Here is a 16,768-nt window from a genome sequence, read left to right as displayed (position 1 = left end):
GACATCTTCGGCGGTACCACCTGCAGTCAGGCGACGTCCGCGGAATGCGACGTCACCGCAGGAGCCCGCCCGGCGGGCCAATCATCGAACCAGGGGCACGACAACCCCGGCAGTACTGAGGCGCCTGGAAACGACGGCTTCGGCTGTCGCTACGTACCGGTCGATGGTCAACCGCCGGAAGGCCAGCAGAAGGAATCCGGCAGCTGGTACATGGTGTTGTGCTCACCTGATGGCAAGGACCCCGACTCGCATGGCCCGATCTGGATCCCAGCAGGTGCGCAGCGCCCCGCGCCGCCGTCACCCGAGCAGGTTGCGCAGATCGCTCGGAAGCGACTGCAGATGCCGCGTCCGGCCATCTCAGTGAGCCCGGGCGGAACTCAACTGGTCAATCTTCCGACGTGGTTGTGGCTGTCGAACGGATGGATGCCAGTGTCAGCTACGGCGTCTGTGCCCGGAGTGTCTGTGACCGCGGTGGCTAAGCCTGTCTCGGTGACGTGGTCTATGGGCGATGGCGGGTCCGTCATCTGCCGCTCCTCAGGAACGCCCTACACCGCAGATCGCGACCCGAAGAGCTTGTCGCCCGACTGCGGTTACACCTACCGGAGGTCCTCAGCTGGGCAGCCTGCTGAGGCATTCCCGGTCACAGCAACCGTGAGCTGGACCGTGACATGGTCCGGTGCTGGACAAGCGGGGGTATTTCCGGACATGACGACCGTGGCCGCGGTGACTCTGCGGGTGGCCGAAAGCCAGGGGATCGCGACCGGCTGACTGCCTCAGCCTTCCGCCCAACGACGGAGGGCACAACAAGCACCTGATTGAACAAGGCACGTCTGGCATCTGAGTCGACGCGTCGCGATGGCGTCGTGCCTGAAGGAGGTACGTGATGACAACAACCTCAGCTCCGGACAACGCAGACACGACCAAGCGGAAGGCCGCGACGTTGGGTGGATGGGGCGGGCAAACTCCCTCACGCCTCAGCAGAGGTGCTCGGCGCCGCAGCGTGCCACACCTCTTGCTCGGCGTACTGCTGGTTCTGGTGTGCGCAGCTGGAGGGTTGGTCGCCGGCATGCAACTGGGCAACCGCGAGAGTGCACTCGTCCTTGCCCGCCCGGTTGCCGTGGGCCAGATCCTGTCCATGGAGGACCTCAAACAGGTCAGAATGCCACCTGACAGTGGGATGGACCTCTTGCCAGCGGCAGCGACACCAGAGGTGGTGGGACAGCCCGTCGCCTTCAGCCTGCCCGCCGGATCCCTGCTTACCCGATCTCTCCTTGGTACGCCACTGATTCCGCTTCCTGGTAAGGCAGTCGCCGCCGTAGGGCTTAAGCCAGGGCAATTCCCGCCTGACCTGTCACCAGGGACCACGGTCGCGGTACTGATCACGCAAGGACAGAACGCGACACCTGGATCGCCTCCGGCGATCGGGCAGCCGTCGTCGTGGACCGGTGTGGTGGCTGGCGTCGCCAAGCGCGAGACGGAACAGACCACTGTGGTGTCTCTGCACCTGTCCGAATCAGACGCACGCGCGCTGGCAGCGGCCCCGGCGGGGCAACTGTGCCTGGTCGCCATCGCGGGAGGAGTCCGCTGATGCTTATCGCTGTTTGCTCACTTAAGGGTTCGCCCGGTGTAACCACCTTGGCATCCGCGCTCGGTGCCCGCTGGCCAGGCGGGCAAAGCCCGATCGTTGTCGAAGCAGATCCGGCTGGAGGGGATCTTATGGCCCGCTTCCGATTGAGCGACACGCCAGGCCTTGTCAGTCTGGCGGCAGCTGCCCGTCGTCGCGGTGGTACCGATCCCAACCTGGTAACGCAGCACACCCAGGTGTTGAACGGGGGACTGCGGGTGATCATCGGCCCAGTTGGTGCAGAACAAGCCCGCGCGGCACTGAGCGTACTCGCGCCAGGACCGGCGTCGCTGTTGCGCCGAGCAGCAGACCAACCCGGTATCACGATCATCGCCGACTGCGGCCGAGTAGATCCGGACTCGCCAGCACTCGCGATCATCCGCGCAGCGGACACGATGCTGCTCGTTGCCCGGCCTCATGATGACGAGCTCGCACACGTTGCACTCAAGTTGCAGGCAGCCCAGCAGTGGTCGCGCCGTCCGTGCCTCGTCCTGGTGGGAGATGGCTACTCGACTGCCGAGGTCTCCCAGATCCTCCGCATACCTGTGATGGCCCGCGTGCCTAGCGACATCAGGGGCGCGGCTGCGTTGTGCGGTCAGGTCCTGAATCGACGTAGTCCTGACAAGTGCGTGCTAAGCCGTGCCGCCGCCACAATCGCCCTCAACATCCACGCGAACTCACAGCAACCAGCCGCAATCGGCACGCGTGCACCGCAACTGCGGCTGGCACATCCTGACGCCCTGCCGCCGAACGTGTTCGTGCACCCCCGCTCGTCGACCGCAGGCAACGGAGTGGCGGCGCCATGACCCACGCCAACTTTGGAGCCTCAAGCCCTATCGCGTCGGCCAATGGCACCGGTCCACACCTGCACACAACCCAGCACATGCCTGGCCCGACGCAGATTCCTGGTCGTCAGGAGGGCGAGGTCGCCGCCATCGAGCGGCTACGCCAGCACCTGCGGCATGAGCTGTCTTCTCAGCTGAGCCAACGCGTGAGTGCTGATGAGGCTGCTGGTCGACCCCCGATGGATGGTCTTGGCCGCCGTCAGCTTGCTGAGGCCATCCTGACCGATGCCGCTGAGGCACATGCCCAGGCTGAGCTTCACAACTCTGGCACCGGCGGAATGCTTGTGCCACCTGGTGTTGAGCAGAAGTTGATCCGCCAAGTTCTGGATGAAATCTTCGGCCTGGCTGGACTAGAGCCGCTGCTGGCCGACACCGACATCGAGAACATCAACATCAACGGCGATCGAGTCTTCATCAAGTGCGCCGACGGCCGCCGACATCGCCTGCCACCAGTCGCCGGCTCTGACACGGAACTGATCGAGCTCATCCGTGACCTGGCCGCTCGCAGCGGTGTCGAGGAACGGCGGTTCGATCGCGGTAGTCCGATCGTCAACTTCCAGCTCCCCGGCGGTGAGCGGGTTTCCGCCGTCATGGCGGTCACCGCTCGGCCGTCGGTGAGCATCCGCCGCCACCGGTTCACCACAGTCACCCTCGCCGAGCTACGCAAGAACGGCACCATCGATCTTGCGCTGGAGAGCTTCCTGGCTGCACTGGTACGGGCTAAGCGCAACATCCTGGTCACCGGCGGCACCGCTATCGGGAAGACCACCTTGCTGCGAGGCCTTGCATCGGCCATACCGCCCTGGGAACGGCTGATCACCATCGAGGACGTGTTCGAGCTTGGCCTTCAGGAAGACGCCGATGCACACCCTGACGTGGTGGCGCTGCAGGCACGTGAGCCGAACATCGAGGGGCAGGGGGCGATCTCGCTGTCAGATCTGGTGTGGCAGTCCCTGCGGATGTCGCCGGACCGGGTGATCGTCGGGGAGGTTCGCGGTCCGGAGGTCATTCCGCTGACCAACGCGATGTCCATGGGCAACGACGGCAGCATGGGCACTCTGCATTCATCGAGTAGCCAAGGCGCCTTCACCAAACTCGCTGCCTACGCGGTTCAAGGACCTGAGCGGTTGCCGATGGAGGCGACCAACCTCCTGGTGGCAGCGGCACTGCACTTCGTCGTGCACCTCGACAAGCCACGTGAGGACTCAAGTAAGCGCGTCGTCTCCTCTGTCCGTGAAGTCGTTGGAGCCGAGGCCGCCCAGATCATCAGCAACGAGGTCTGGCGACCTGGTCCGGATCTACGCGCCGTGCCAGGTGCCCCGCTCCGCACCGACACCGTGGATCTGCTCGTCGGATCCGGCTACGACCCGGAACTCGTCGAACGGCGTGATGGGTGGTGGACACCGTGACTGCGACCGCTGCTCTCTTCGGCTTGCTAGGAGCTGGAGCAGCCACGGGTGTCTTACTGATCGTGGCGGGACTCCGCGGCAGCGCCCGCGGTTCAACCACCTCATCGAGACTGAGCACCTGGCTTACCCGGCGCCCCGACCGCAAGCAAGTCGGCTGGCTGATCGTCGCCGTTCTGGCCGGACTGGCTATCGGAGCAATCACCGGCTGGATAGCCGGCGCCATCCTGATCGCGCTCGCGGTCGTCTGCCTACCGCGAATTCTCGGCTCGAACACCGACCACAAGCAGCACCTCGAACGCATCGAAGCTATCGCCGCGTGGACCGAGATGCTGCGAGACACCCTTGTGGCTGCCGCAGGTCTTGAACAGGCCATCCTCGCCTCTGCCCCCGCCTGCCCAGCCGCCATCCACGACGAGATTGTCGAGCTCGCCGTCCGCATCGAACGCGGAGAACGACTCGCCCCCTCGCTCCGCCACCTCGCCGACCAGCTCCACGATCCCACGGCCGACCTGGTGATCTCCGCGCTCGTTCTCGCCGCAGAACACCAGGCGCGCCAGCTTGCCGACCTGCTCGGCGAACTCGCGAGCGAGGCCCGCGAACAAGCCTCCATGCGCATGCGCGTAGAAGCTGGCCGTGCACGCACCCGCACCAGCATCCGGGTCATCATGATCACCACGTTGTCCTTCGCCGTTGGCCTGGTGCTCCTCAACCGCGGCTATCTCGCGCCGTACAACTCCGCCTTCGGTCAGATCATGCTGCTGCTCGTCGGTGCACTGTTTGCAACCGCTTTCGCTTGGCTGGCAAGGATTGCACGCCTACGCGACCCCGAAAGGTTCCTGACCGAACTCGAAGCGATCAGACGACACGACACAGACACAGACATCGACAACCTGCTCACACACAACGGGCCAGTGTCATGATCACCACGCTGCTGTGGGGAGCCGGACTCGGCGTTGGGCTGTGGGCTCTCGTGGTATACGCGTTCCCGCCACGACCACCCTTGCGAGCACTGATCAACCAACTAAACGCGCCCCCTGCAGCGCCACCCATCGTGACCGCGGCCCCCGAGGGATGGGCGCACCGCCTGGGTAGCCCGTTCGCCAAACCACTCGCCTTGCTCGGGCTGCCAAGCACCAGGGCACGGAGCGACCTTGCAGTCGCAGGCAAGACCGTCGAACATCACCTAGCCGACAAGGCCACGCTGATGGTCACCGGACTCATGCTGCCGGTCGTCATGCACCTCGTACTCGCCGCGGCCGACATCGATCCCGGTTGGGGACTAACCACGGTCACCAGCCTGCTCACAGCCCTAGGCGGATTCTTCCTGCCGGACCTCAGCGTCCGGAAGGACGCCTCGCGACGCCGATCGCTCTTCCGGCACGCGCTGTCGGCCTATCTCAACCTCATCAGGGTTCTGCTGGCAGGCGGCGCAGGAATCGACGGTGCGCTCTCCGACGCGGTCAGCATCGGCAAAGGCTGGGCGTTCCAACAGCTCCGTCGCGCGCTGGCCACCGCCAAACTAACCCGTACGACACCTTGGTCCGCTCTCGGCCAATTGGGGGCCGAACTCGATGTACGCCAGCTGATCGAACTAGCGGCCTCGGTCAGTCTCGCAGGCACCGAAGGGTCCCGCGTGCGCGCCAGCCTTGTGGCCAAAGCATCGGCGCTTCGCACACGAGAACTCACCGACGCCGAGGGAGAAGCACAAGCAGCTACCGAACGGATGAGCCTGCCGGTCGTGATGCTCTTCGGCGGATTCCTGATCTTCGTGGGATATCCCGCCCTCGCGAGCGTTCTGGGAGCGATGTGACCACCTCGAACTAGTCCACAAGGACTTCAATGGAAGGGAAAGTAGATGCTTACCGAGGTTCGGATGATTCTGATACTCCTGCGTGCTGAGGCGGAGCGGTTGCGCAACGACGAGCGGGGCTACGCGACCGAGACGATCGTGGTTACCGCGCTGTTGGTCGCGCTCGCGCTCGCCGCGGTCGCAGTCCTTGTGGCAAAGGCCATCCAGAAAGCCAACAGCATCACCTTGTAGGCCGGTGAACCCAAGATGTTTCTTTACCTCAAGCGATACCATGAACCCAGTCCGCGCGGGACCTGGTTGCTGGAGCCGCTGCGTCGACTGCGATCCGATGATCGAGGCGCAGGTACTGCGGAACTTGTCATCGCGACGCCGTTGCTCTTACTGCTGGTCTTGCTGATCGCCCAGTTCGCGCTCTACATGCACGCCACACATATCGCCCAGGCCGCCGCATCCGAAGCACTATCAGCGGCGCGGGTGTCAGGTGGCACCGCTGCCGCTGGTACCGCAGAAGGGCAGCGAGTTCTTGCCCAGCTGGGGAGCGGACCACTACAGGGAACATCGGTGAGCGTCCGGCGAGGACCAGGCCAAGTATCTGTGATGGTCTCCGGCAACGTGATCAACGTGGTCCCCTTCGCGACCTTGACCGCTCGTGCCGAAGCAGTTGGCCCAGTAGAGAAGTTCACTCCGCAGACCGGCACGGGACGGTGACGTCGTGACCGAAGTTCGCCAGCATCGCGTCCGTGGACGGCGCATACGTGATGGAATTCGCGTCCTGCTTCAAGACCAACGAGGCTCCACCGCGGCCGAGCTCACACTACTAACCCCTCTGCTCGTCCTGCTGTTGCTGTTCGTAGTCTTCTGCGGTCGACTGGCTGACACGAAGTTGCGAATCAACGACGCAGCGCACCAAGCTGCCCGCGCTGCCACTGTCGCGAGGACCCCATCACAAGCTACTAACAACGCACAAGCCACAGCCAGCGCAGCTCTGGCCTCCGCAGGGATCACGTGCCAGGCCCTGTCGGTCTCAACCGACACACAAGGACTCGAACCAGGCTCGACGCTCACGGTCACCGTCTCATGCTGCATCGGTCTGCAAGACCTGACCTTGCTCGGTGTGCCGGGCAGCCGGACATTCGAATCGAGCTTCTCCTCACCGGTTGATGTCTGGCGTGGCACCTCAACCTCTCTTCGGTCGGGTGATGCCGAGTGAAGAGCGGACGGCTGCCGTACAGCGCACAGAAGCTGCGCCTAGATGAGGACGGGCGAGTGACGGCATTCGTCGTCGTCATCACCCTCGCCGCCTTGCTGTTCGCCGGCCTTGTACTCGATGGTGGTCTCGCGCTGGCCGCTAAGGTCCGTGCGATGGGCGAGGCCCAGGAAGCCGCGAGAGCCGGTGCACAGGAAATCGATCTGACTGCCTACCGCGTCGGCGGCATTCTGCGTCTAGCACCAGAACGAGCCAGTGCCGCGGGCCGCGACCACCTTGCTGCTGCGGGCCATACGGGCACCGTTTCCGTCGCTGACAACACGGTCAACGTGACGGTCAGCATCACTCATCCCACTCAGCTGCTCGGCCTGATCGGCATCGGTTCGATCACCGTGACCGGAACTGGGGCAGCGCAACCACAACGCGGTGTCTCCGGCGTACTTCCATGACGCCACAACCCAGACCTCGAACGCAATCGGCTCGACGGAAGGAGACAGAGGATGGCGACGGTGGAGGAGATCGCACGCCGTGTCGAACAGGCTGATGCTGCCCGAAGCAGCAGGCGTTCTGCCGCAGCAAGATGCGTCGGCGAACTTGCGCTCCTGCGGGCGGATGCAGCCGCGAAACTCGCTGACATCGAACGCGAGCTCGGAGACGTGCTTGCCGAGTTCAGTGACGTGATTGGTGTCGATGAGCTAGCAGAGTTCACCGAGGTACCCGCTACAGACCTTCAGCAGTGGCTCAACAACCGCAAGACAACTCGTACCAGAAGGAAGCGAACCCCAGCCACACCAACGGAGAAGAGCGATTCGGGCCGTGCACCGTCGGCGGCCAAGACGACGTCATCTGCAGGCGCAACAGCAGGGCAGGCTGACGTCGCAACGTCTCGTCCCAAGGTGGACCCACCCACGCACACTTTTGACCCTGTGGCCTCACCACCGCAGCCCAGTCAGCTTCCACCAGCTCGGGTGGCGACTGCCTAGCCAGTAGCCCGTACTTCCCAAGGAATCGAGTAACCGTGACCGCAGACGCCCACTTCGGCCGGCGAAAGCCGACGCGGCGGCGACAAGGCCATCTTCTCTGGTCGGTAGTGTCGTCCGCGGCACGATTCATACGCGGGCTGCTCGCGCTCGCTGCCCTGCTCGGGTTGCTAGCTGGTCTCCCATGGGCCTTGGTGCACTTCGTGGGATGGCCGATACCTGCTCATGTGCCGACCTGGGACGAAATCCAAGCGACGCTCCTCAGTCCTATGAGCGCCGATTTCCTGCTCAACACTTTGGCGGTGCTGTGCTGGATCGCGTGGTTCTTCTTCGCTCTCGACGTTGTGCGCTGTGCTGTCGATGAGGCGCGGGGAATCACGTGGACACAGGTCCACCCGCCAGGACCGCTGCAGGGACTCGCCGCCGCACTGATCGGCACCGTTGTACTCGCCCTGCTCGGCAGCAGAACCTCATACACCGCAACAGCCAGCAGCACAGCCACGCTGACGGGCGAGCCCGCGCCAATCGCGGTCGTGGCTCCGCTGACCCCAGGACCGGTCTCGTCAACAACCGATCATCTGATCACCAGCACCCACGCTGTGAGCACGTTGCTCGTCGATCAGTCAGCAGTGTCCCCGCCGGGCACAGTGCGGGTCATCGAGGAAGTTCGGCTCCCGCACGGCGGGATTTACGACAGCCTGTGGCGCATCGCCGAACGCGTCTACGGTCCCGGAGGTGGCAACCGCTGGCCTGAACTCTTCCAGCTCAACCGCGGTGTCGAACAGCAGGACGGACACACACTCACCAACCCCAACCTCGTACGACCCGGCTGGAAGATCACCGCCTACGTGCCCGCAGTTCCTCATGAAAGCTCACAAAGCAAGCCGCCTTCGCCAGCACCTCCACAGAACCCCCAACGTCCGACGAGCACTCCATCGACGACTCAGACGCCAGAACACTCCGCAGCACCAGACCAGGCCAACGACCACAGCCACGACGTCGACGAGCGAACAGAATCAGGAATCGAGGTCTTGCCCGGCATATTCGTCAGCCTCGGCCTGGCCGCGGCAGTCACTGCGGCCGTGGTGTCTGCCCGGATGTGGCAGCGGCGCCGTTACCGGATTGGCAGCCGAGACCGTGCAGACCTGTCCCGCCCGATCGCTCCCGTAGTCCGTGCACTGCGCGCTGCGCACGAGGCCAACATCGCAACCGACGGAACGATCGAAGAATTCAAGGTCCTTGACCTAGCACCAGCAGCTCCGCAAACCCACGTCGCGACGACCAGCATGAAGGAGACCGGTGAGGACGCTGTTCCACTACTGGCTAAGGTCGGCGTAAGGGCTGGATGTGACCTCGCCCTGGACCTCGCCAGCACCCGCGGCCTTGGTGTGGCGGGTCCTGGCGCCGCTGCGGCTGCGAGGGCCATCCTGCTGCACCTGGTGACCGAGCGGCGGCCTGGTAGTGGAACGTGCGTGCTCGTACCTAGGCACGATCTGGATCTCATCCTCGAGAGCGCAGAGGTGGAGCATTTTCCGTCCACTGTTCGCGTCGTTGGTTCCCTCGACGCTGCGCTCGATGAGATGGAAGCAGCTCTGCTCACCAGGACCCGCCTCGTCATCGAAGCGGCTGAATCTCACATCAACCCGGCTCCGCTCGTGCTAGTTGCAAGCGCCGCGCCTCACGCTGACCGTCGTCTGCAGTCCGTCCTCGACAACGGCTCCGTCCTCGGCCTAGCCGGCGTGCTCCTCGGCCAGTGGCGTCCAGGTGCCACCGTGCACGTCCGCCACGACGGCACTGTCAGCGCGACCAGTCCTGGATTCGGCGACACTCTCGCCGGTACACGCCTGTTCAACCTGCCTGCCACCGACGCCACGGAGCTGCTCGCCGCACTGCGCGACGCCGAAGGCCCCGCCAACCCGGCTGCGAGCGAACGAGTCGACCCAGACGAACAAGACCAAGCCTCAGTCGCAGATACCCACCGCAGCGCCTCCGGCCCTGGCGTGTCGATGGGTGACCACCGCTCCCCGGCGGTGGTCACGCAGCTCGAATCGACCAGTCCTTACCTGTTGGAAGGCGATTCACCGGTCACGCCAAGCCGGAGTTCGCGACCGCCCGACTCCCACTCCAACAACGTGTCTGCGGCCAAGACGGAAGCTGACCACACCAGCGCACACATCGAGACGTCCACAGACATCGTGGAGGCTGCATATCGGCCGCAACAGCTCAAGCAATCGTCGGAGCACGCCGTTGCTGACCAACCCGCAGCGAGGCGCCCCCTGCATGTGTCCGTGCTGGGACGCGTCCTGCTTCACCTGGACGCCAGCGCGGGCGATCGCGAACTGAACGGTGCGCTCACGGCGAAGCAGCGCGAGCTGCTCGTCTATCTCGCTCTTCACCCTCAGGGCGTTCGCCGTGAGGTTCTCAACGAGGCCGTGTGGCCAGACAGTCAGCCTCCGCGGCCATACAACTCGTTCTACAACACTCTGTCGGTGCTGCGCCGCGCGCTCAGCGACGCCACTGACGGCCTCATCAGCAACGCCATCCTCAACGATGACGGCCGATATCAGCTCGACAGGACGCTCGTGAGCGTCGACTACTGGCAGCTTCAACGCGCCCTACACGAGCCCCGGCTAAGCAGCGCCAGTGCCCAGAGGCGCCTACATGATGTCATCGAGCTCTATCGCGGTGATCTCGCGGAGGACCTACTCGTCACCTGGATCGAACCACTCCGTGAAGCAACACGACGCGACGTTCTGGATGCGCTCAGCACCCTGCTCCGAGCACACGGCGATGCCGATCAGGAAATGACGCTCTCCCTGCTGGAACACACTCGAAAGCTCGATCGGTACAACGAGGGCGTCTACCGCGACATCATTCGCACCCAGGCCCGGCTCGGCCAGTACGCCGCCATCCCGCGCACGATCGCGCTGCTGACCACCACACTCGACGAGATCGACCAGGAGCCCAGCACCGACACTCTCAACCTCGCTGAGTTTCTCCAGCGTCGCGGCGGAACGCGGCAAGGGCACTCACCCGACAACGTGGCGGCCAGTTAGTCAATCGATCACGGTGTCGGTCCATCCCGCCTGTGCACCGACCCATGGTCATAACGCTCAGCCCCTCACTTGACACCAGATTGCGTGTGTTCATAGGCGACAGGTCGGCGCCTCACGAAGCCTTGTACCGTAACGCCCAGCCGCGGACTTCCGACGTCACGGGTGCTGGGCCGGGAGAGCTCGCGACATCCCAAGCAAGTGCCATCCCGACCCAGTGTCGTAGGTCGCCAAAGGCTGATCTGTGCTGCACCCGAACCGCGCACGAAGCGAACCTTGCGGCCGACGAGCTCCGGCCCGAAGATGTTCACACGGAGAATGTGCGGAGACTCGCGGTCGTGTGGCGAACGGGCCACGATATAAAATCTGCTCCGCAGAGGGCTTGGCCGTACGACAGCCTTTCCGGTGATTGCCAACGTGGTCATGTGGCTTCACTGTAAGAGGAGCGTGGAGGTGGCCCGCCAGCCAGAGCACCGCCGGGCCCAGGAAGCGGCTCGCAGCTGGCAGTCAGAGCGAGAGAGCAGGCCCAGAGCATTCGGCCGAACCCACACTCTCGGTGAACAGCCCTGTGAGTGCACCCCAGAACGGCGTGGCGCTGTGGGGTGTCCAGGTGAGTTTCCAGGCTACTTTCTCGTCTAGTTACCTGCTAGAGAAGAAGCCCTCGGGCCGGATAAAGCCGCTGCTCAACCAGTTTGTACGGGGTACTTGAGCAACGCCCGACTCGGTGGCCGGCAGGCACATGAACAGTCGGCGGCGTAGGCGGTCACCTCCCTCTGATGAAGTGGGTACGTTGACCGAAACGGGCTCAGTTCTCGGGCCTGGGTCTTTCCACCGACTGAGGCTTGCACTCATACGCCGGCTCCATGTCTTCGCCTCGGGCCGTGCTGCGGAGCCGATCCTGCCTGTCTGCTGACGCATCCGAGCTGCGGCGTTAGCGCGCTAAGCCACGAGTGCTGATCTGCGCCTTAGAGCGCGCTTAGTAAGAACTACCCGGACGTTCAAGATCAACCTCGGTCCCCCTCTTCCATGCTCCGAGCTTGACCGAGGTAGCCGGAAGGCCATCACTGCAGCTCAAGTGTAGTGTGATGTGAGTCACATACGGGGAGATTGCAAATCCCCGTACGGGGTGGTTACATAGTAGACGTACCGCCCCGCCTCGGATGTTCAACGGCTAGGAAGCCTCAGCTGTCGAGCTGCAGCCCGGTTCAATTCCGGCGTTGGACGTAATCGCCCGAGGTTGCTTTGAAGGTCATCTGCTCCATCGGGAGGCGATTCGCGTGTTGGTTAAGCACTCAAAGCGCACTATTAGGAGTGGCTGTAAGAAATGTGGTGACAAGTCGCTCTACTGGGCGCATGACTCCGAAGAGGCGGGGGAGTATTGCCAGGATTGTAAGGCCTCGGGAAAGTGGGTGCTGATCAATGCATCCGGCCTGTTGCATAAATGCGATGAACCTAAGCCGGTACAGGCTGTGCGCGCTGAGGATTCATCTCCGGCCGTTCCGAGTGTGTCTGTAGATCAGGATGAGGAGAAACTTCCGGTGAGTAATGCCCATGGGTCCACCGGCTCAACGGATAGCGGTGGAGCGTTCGCCGCGTTTCAGTCTCTCGTGGCAAGCCTTGCGCCTAAGGTCGACAGGGACGAAGTTGCGGCGATGATCAAGGCGGAGATGGAAAACATTGTCGTCCCTACTCGAACTGTAGTTGAGCGGCTTATTGGAGACCGCAAGATCATTGCCAACTCGCACGAGAAGCTTGCGGATGTTACTACCGATCTTCTTTCGGGCGAACATGTGCTGATGGTGGGACCGGCAGGCACCGGGAAAAGCACCATTGCAGAGCAGGCTGCTGAAAGCCTCGGGCTTCCTTATTTCTCGATCAGTCTTTCGCCAATGACTCCCGCATCTCAGATCCTCGGCTACATGCAAGCTGAGGGTGAATACGTGAGGTCACTGTTCCGGGAGGCATACGAGCATGGGGGAGTGTTTCACTTCGATGAGTTCGACAACGGCCACCCCAGTGTGCTAGCGGTGATCAATGCAAGCTTGGCCAATGCTCAAATGGCTTTTCCTGACCAGATGGTAAAGCGGCACGATGATTTCCGCTGTGTTGCATCAGCTAATACCTACGGTCGAGGCCCTGATCGTGCTTATGTTGGGCGTCAACAAATTGACGCTGCCACCCTCGATCGATTCTCCATCGAAACCATCGGGGTTGATGAGTCTCTTGAGTATTCGCTGTGCATGGCCTCTGGGCTTGGTAAAGATGAGGTTCTTCGCGTTCTCGACTACGTTCGAAACCTGCGGGCGAACGCAGAGCAACGCGCAATGACCGTGGTTATTTCGCCTCGTGCGAGCGTTGGTATGTGCCGTCTTCTTGCCGCCGGTAAGACCTGGGAAGCGGCGGTGGAGTCGCGGATGCGACGAGGTATGAGCGATAAGGATTGGGGCAAGCTCTGTGCCAACTACTGAATAGTTATATATATCGGGCAGCGCCGCTAGACCTCAAACCTGTGGAGAGTAACCATGATCACCGTTGAATCCGAACGTGAAGTCGAACATTCCTACGATTCTGTGATCGAGTTGGCGGAAGCTGGGCTCAAAAATCTCTGGCAGTTCAATGAAGGACGTCTGACAAAGGGGTGGCACGGCGTCGATTCGCCTGAAGAGGTTCTGAAGCTCGCATCGGAAGGGTGGCTAGATGAAGCTGAATGTGCGATGGATATCGCAGCTGAAGCGATCGAATCTGTGGAGCGAGACAGCGAGGTCTCTGCGTTCCGTGCAGTATGGGACGTCACTGGTTGTGAAGTGGACGTATCTCGATACCTGGCGAGTCAGCCTGAGAATATGATCGATTACGAGATTGCGCCAACTGTGAAATCTAGTCGCGTGATCGTGCTGTGCGCATCCGTTTGTTACAGTTCGGCGATATCTGTGAGGAACATCAAACGTCGTGGGCATAGTGTTGCTGCTCTGGCATTTGCCCTTTCAAAGCTGGGTTTTGCCACGGAGCTTTGGGCTGATGTAAGCGTGACGGGCGGTCAGTACGCAGGGCGAATTCGAGTTCAGGTTAAAGGGCCGAATGATGCCTTGGATCCGGCGCTGATCATGTTCGCCTATTCTCATCCGTCGATGCTTCGTGCTCTCAGCCTTCCCGCTATGCACGAGTGGCCCAAGAGGTTTCACAAGCCACTACGTATTGGCTCCAGCTACGGGCGTCCCATTGATCCAAAGGAGGATCTTCCGGAAGGATCGATCTACCTTCCTGCCGTAAGTTCTCATAAGGACGTTCCGGAAGTTCAGGAAATTCTGCTGAAGTACCTAGGGGAGTTGGGAATTCTTTGATGGTTCACGTTAAGTGTGCGGGTAAGGGGAGTCTCGTCAGAATTGCTCTCCGAGGTGCGTGTGGCGTCGGTGTCGAACGGTCCGTGCCCGTGCGGCTTCCGAGGTCACACGCCCTCTGACTCGCTTCCTGTATAGAGCTAAGGGGTAGATTACCGTGGAGAACGTAGCGCAAGCAGCGTTGAACAAAACTGAACTACTGCGCGAGTCTGGACCGGCGACGGCCACGCCGGACGTGCAACCCACGACTCAAGAGAAGCGCCGACAGGCCAAGCGGCAACGTCTCACTCCCGAAGAACGCAAGGAGCGAGCCGATGCATTGCATAGTCGCCTGCAATCGAGCATTGCAGACCTAGCGAACGCGGAGCGGTGGGCAGATTTCATTCATGCCGCACGAGGCTTCGGTACCACATGGAGCTTCAACAACCTCATGTTGATCACTGCGCAGGCTGCAGAACGGGGCTTTACTCCATCGCTGGTGAAGACGTCCCGCGCGTGGAGGGAGCTGGGGCGCACCATCAAGGCTGGTGAGAAGGCGCTCTACATCCTAGAGCCGGTTAAGTACCGCTTGTCTGCCGAGGAGGCAGAGAAGGCGGGAAAGGCCGGATACGACAGTGATGGGAACCCCCGGCGGGTCATGCGCGGAGCTCGACCGTCACCGCGCTTTGACATCAGCCAGACCGAAGGAGAGCAGGTACCGGCGAGCGTCGATGCCGCCACACTGGTCACCGATGAGGATTTTGCGGCCGTGTGGGAGGCGGTCGCTGATCAGATTCGGCAGGCGGGGTACAACGTGGCCGGTGGACCACCTGGCCAGGTGGACAGCTACACAGACCCCGAAACAAGGGAAGTGTGGGTCTGCGACACGTTGGATGACGTGCCCGCCATCATGGCCGCACTCAAGGAGTTGGCACACATCCTGCTAGGCCATCTCGATGACCCCGTGGACTATCGCCAACATCGCGGACCAATCGACGCCGAGGCTAAGTCGGTAGCGTTCATCGTGGCTGGGGCTCTCGGAATTGAGACCGCTACCACTGACGTCCTCGGCTGGTGGAACGGCCTCACGGACTTCATGCCTGAGGCAGCGGAGCGAATTACCGCCACAGCGCAGCAAATCCTGAAGGCTGCAGAGAAACCCGCACTCAGCTGATCGACGCCCAGCCGGACATGCTCCTTGCAGTTCAATATCAGCGTTCTCTCTGCTGTCGTAACGATCTTGTTGGCAGGCCTGTGGCCGCTGCTGCCGTATGGGATCGCCGCAGAGATCTTTTTCGCCTTGATACCGAATAAGAATCGATGCGCCTTGGCGCTAATCTGTCCGAAAGTGAGTGCTCAGTGAAGTCGGCAGTAGACGTTGGAGACGCTCTTCCCGGCGGCTTGACAGTGGTCGAGGTCGGCACTGCGGATCCAGACCACGTGGGAAATTGCTTCGACTGCGAGACAGCGTTCAACAACAGCTCAATCGTGGTGCGCGTCGTTAGCGACGGCACCGACGTGCACGTCATGCATGTGCACTGCATCCAGATCCGCAGGCATCACTGTGTTCGCCACCTCTCCGTTAGCGAGCATGCCGAGTCGCTCTCACGGCTTAGCGATGCCGTAAGCGCGTTGACGGAGCTGAACCACCCCGGCGGCGAGTTCGAGGCGCTTATCGACGACCTGAGTGGATCGTTCAGCGCATACCGTCAGCTCATCGAGGGCTAGCAGCCCTTCTGGCTGAGGGCGCGAGGCTCGATCAACTTCTACGCAAGCTAAGCGGGACCTACCGCCCCCGACCCGTTAACGTGTCACCTAAGGGCGCCCTGTACAGGCTGGACGTCGTACCAGCGCCGTCTACGACCAACACAGCGACAGGCCGCTTCAGGCAAGCGGCGACAGGGAATGCAGGTGATGACGCGGTGGAGCCGGTCGAGCTGACGCCGGAGGTTCAGGCAGTCATCGAGGCATGCCGAGACTTCATCGGAGGGGCGAGCGGCGCCTCTGTGGAGGCGCTGTACAGCGGGAAGGAACTGCCGCAACTGCGCTCGTCCGTCAGGGACCAGGTCGACCTGTTGGTGCGACTGGCACGGGCCGGCCAGCTCCTCGGCGTCGAGCTCGACACACAGCCGGACGATGAGAAGGCAGATGGCGACCAAGGCGACGATGTCGTCGCAGAATGCGCTCGTGCTGTTGCCCGTTGGAAGGTGACTCGTGACGTGCACAAGGCGCTAAGGACTCGGACCGCACAGGCTAAGCAGCGCGACCGAGAGAATCAGGAAGCGCGGGACAAGGCGGTGTTGAACCTGGCTGCCGCTCGGCCGGACTGGGGAACGCAGAGGATGGGCAAGGCGGTCGGACTTCCGGAGAAGACGCTTCGCGACATCTTGACCAAGTCCAACGTCCAGCGTTGATGGTCAAGTTCGTCCTAGATGACTGATTCCAAGGGGTCAGTGATCGTAGGCGGTTAACGACCGCATGACGGGTTGCTCTGACTTGTCGTTGTGCCAGATCGCGGTGGTC

Annotated in this window: 15 protein-coding genes; all 15 read left to right on the top strand. The window is 62.4% G+C overall.

The genetic code is table 11. The features are described from left to right. Nucleotides 1-1,066 precede the first annotated feature (1,066 nt). The 15 genes from ABZV40_RS34775 (at nt 1,067) to ABZV40_RS34705 (ending at nt 16,659) form a co-directional block, all read left to right on the top strand. Nucleotides 1,067-1,588, top strand: a complete 522-nt coding sequence (locus ABZV40_RS34775) for an SAF domain-containing protein (protein ID WP_355451458.1) — start codon at nt 1,067-1,069, stop codon at nt 1,586-1,588. Beyond that, nucleotides 1,588-2,430, top strand: coding sequence for a chromosome partitioning protein (locus ABZV40_RS34770; protein WP_355451455.1), 843 nt, complete (start codon nt 1,588-1,590; stop codon nt 2,428-2,430). Before ABZV40_RS34775 ends, ABZV40_RS34770 begins: the two co-directional genes overlap by 1 nt. Next, nucleotides 2,427-3,878 carry an ATPase, T2SS/T4P/T4SS family gene (locus tag ABZV40_RS34765; protein WP_355451452.1) on the top strand — a complete coding sequence of 484 codons (1,452 nt, stop codon included), beginning with the start codon at nt 2,427-2,429 and terminating at the stop codon, nt 3,876-3,878. Before ABZV40_RS34770 ends, ABZV40_RS34765 begins: the two co-directional genes overlap by 4 nt. Further along, on the top strand, nt 3,875-4,798 hold the full coding sequence (locus ABZV40_RS34760) for a pilus assembly protein TadB (protein ID WP_355451449.1): 924 nt from the start codon (nt 3,875-3,877) through the stop codon (nt 4,796-4,798). The genes ABZV40_RS34765 and ABZV40_RS34760 overlap by 4 nt, the downstream gene beginning before the upstream one ends. After that, complete coding sequence (locus ABZV40_RS34755) at nt 4,795-5,688, top strand: type II secretion system F family protein (protein WP_355451446.1); 894 nt, start codon at nt 4,795-4,797, stop codon at nt 5,686-5,688. Before ABZV40_RS34760 ends, ABZV40_RS34755 begins: the two co-directional genes overlap by 4 nt. Nucleotides 5,689-5,733: 45 nt before the next feature. Next, a complete protein-coding gene (locus ABZV40_RS34750) occupies nt 5,734-5,919 on the top strand; it encodes a hypothetical protein (RefSeq protein ID WP_355451443.1) in 186 nt (61 codons plus the stop codon). Nucleotides 5,920-5,934: 15 nt separating this feature from the next. Then, entirely contained in the window at nt 5,935-6,396 is a 462-nt protein-coding gene (locus ABZV40_RS34745; protein WP_355451440.1) for a TadE/TadG family type IV pilus assembly protein, read from the top strand. A 4-nt stretch (nt 6,397-6,400) separates the two neighbouring features. Beyond that, nucleotides 6,401-6,898: a TadE/TadG family type IV pilus assembly protein gene (locus ABZV40_RS34740; protein ID WP_355451437.1), complete on the top strand. Its 498-nt coding sequence runs from the start codon at nt 6,401-6,403 to the stop codon at nt 6,896-6,898. A gap of 56 nt (nt 6,899-6,954) precedes the next feature. Continuing rightward, entirely contained in the window at nt 6,955-7,344 is a 390-nt protein-coding gene (locus ABZV40_RS34735) for a pilus assembly protein TadG-related protein (RefSeq protein WP_355451434.1), read from the top strand. Between the two features lie 800 nt (nt 7,345-8,144). Next, complete coding sequence (locus ABZV40_RS34730) at nt 8,145-10,931, top strand: hypothetical protein (protein WP_355451431.1); 2,787 nt, start codon at nt 8,145-8,147, stop codon at nt 10,929-10,931. A gap of 1,406 nt (nt 10,932-12,337) precedes the next feature. Next, nucleotides 12,338-13,396 (top strand): AAA family ATPase, encoded by a 1,059-nt coding sequence (locus tag ABZV40_RS34725; RefSeq protein ID WP_355451428.1) that lies wholly within the window; start codon nt 12,338-12,340, stop codon nt 13,394-13,396. 54 nt (nt 13,397-13,450) lie between these two features. After that, nucleotides 13,451-14,269 (top strand): hypothetical protein, encoded by an 819-nt coding sequence (locus tag ABZV40_RS34720; RefSeq protein ID WP_355451425.1) that lies wholly within the window; start codon nt 13,451-13,453, stop codon nt 14,267-14,269. Nucleotides 14,270-14,423: 154 nt separating this feature from the next. Next, a complete protein-coding gene (locus ABZV40_RS34715; protein ID WP_355451422.1) occupies nt 14,424-15,419 on the top strand; it encodes an ArdC family protein in 996 nt (331 codons plus the stop codon). Between the two features lie 185 nt (nt 15,420-15,604). After that, nucleotides 15,605-15,973, top strand: a complete 369-nt coding sequence (locus ABZV40_RS34710; protein WP_355451419.1) for a hypothetical protein — start codon at nt 15,605-15,607, stop codon at nt 15,971-15,973. 194 nt (nt 15,974-16,167) lie between these two features. Further along, complete coding sequence (locus tag ABZV40_RS34705) at nt 16,168-16,659, top strand: hypothetical protein (RefSeq protein ID WP_355451416.1); 492 nt, start codon at nt 16,168-16,170, stop codon at nt 16,657-16,659. Nucleotides 16,660-16,768 lie beyond the last annotated feature (109 nt).

The organism is Lentzea sp. NPDC004782 (assembly GCF_040609115.1).
Classification (GTDB): domain Bacteria; phylum Actinomycetota; class Actinomycetes; order Mycobacteriales; family Pseudonocardiaceae; genus Lentzea.
The sequence above is the reverse complement of the archived record's forward strand: the minus strand, read 5'-3'. Positions and strand labels throughout refer to the sequence as shown.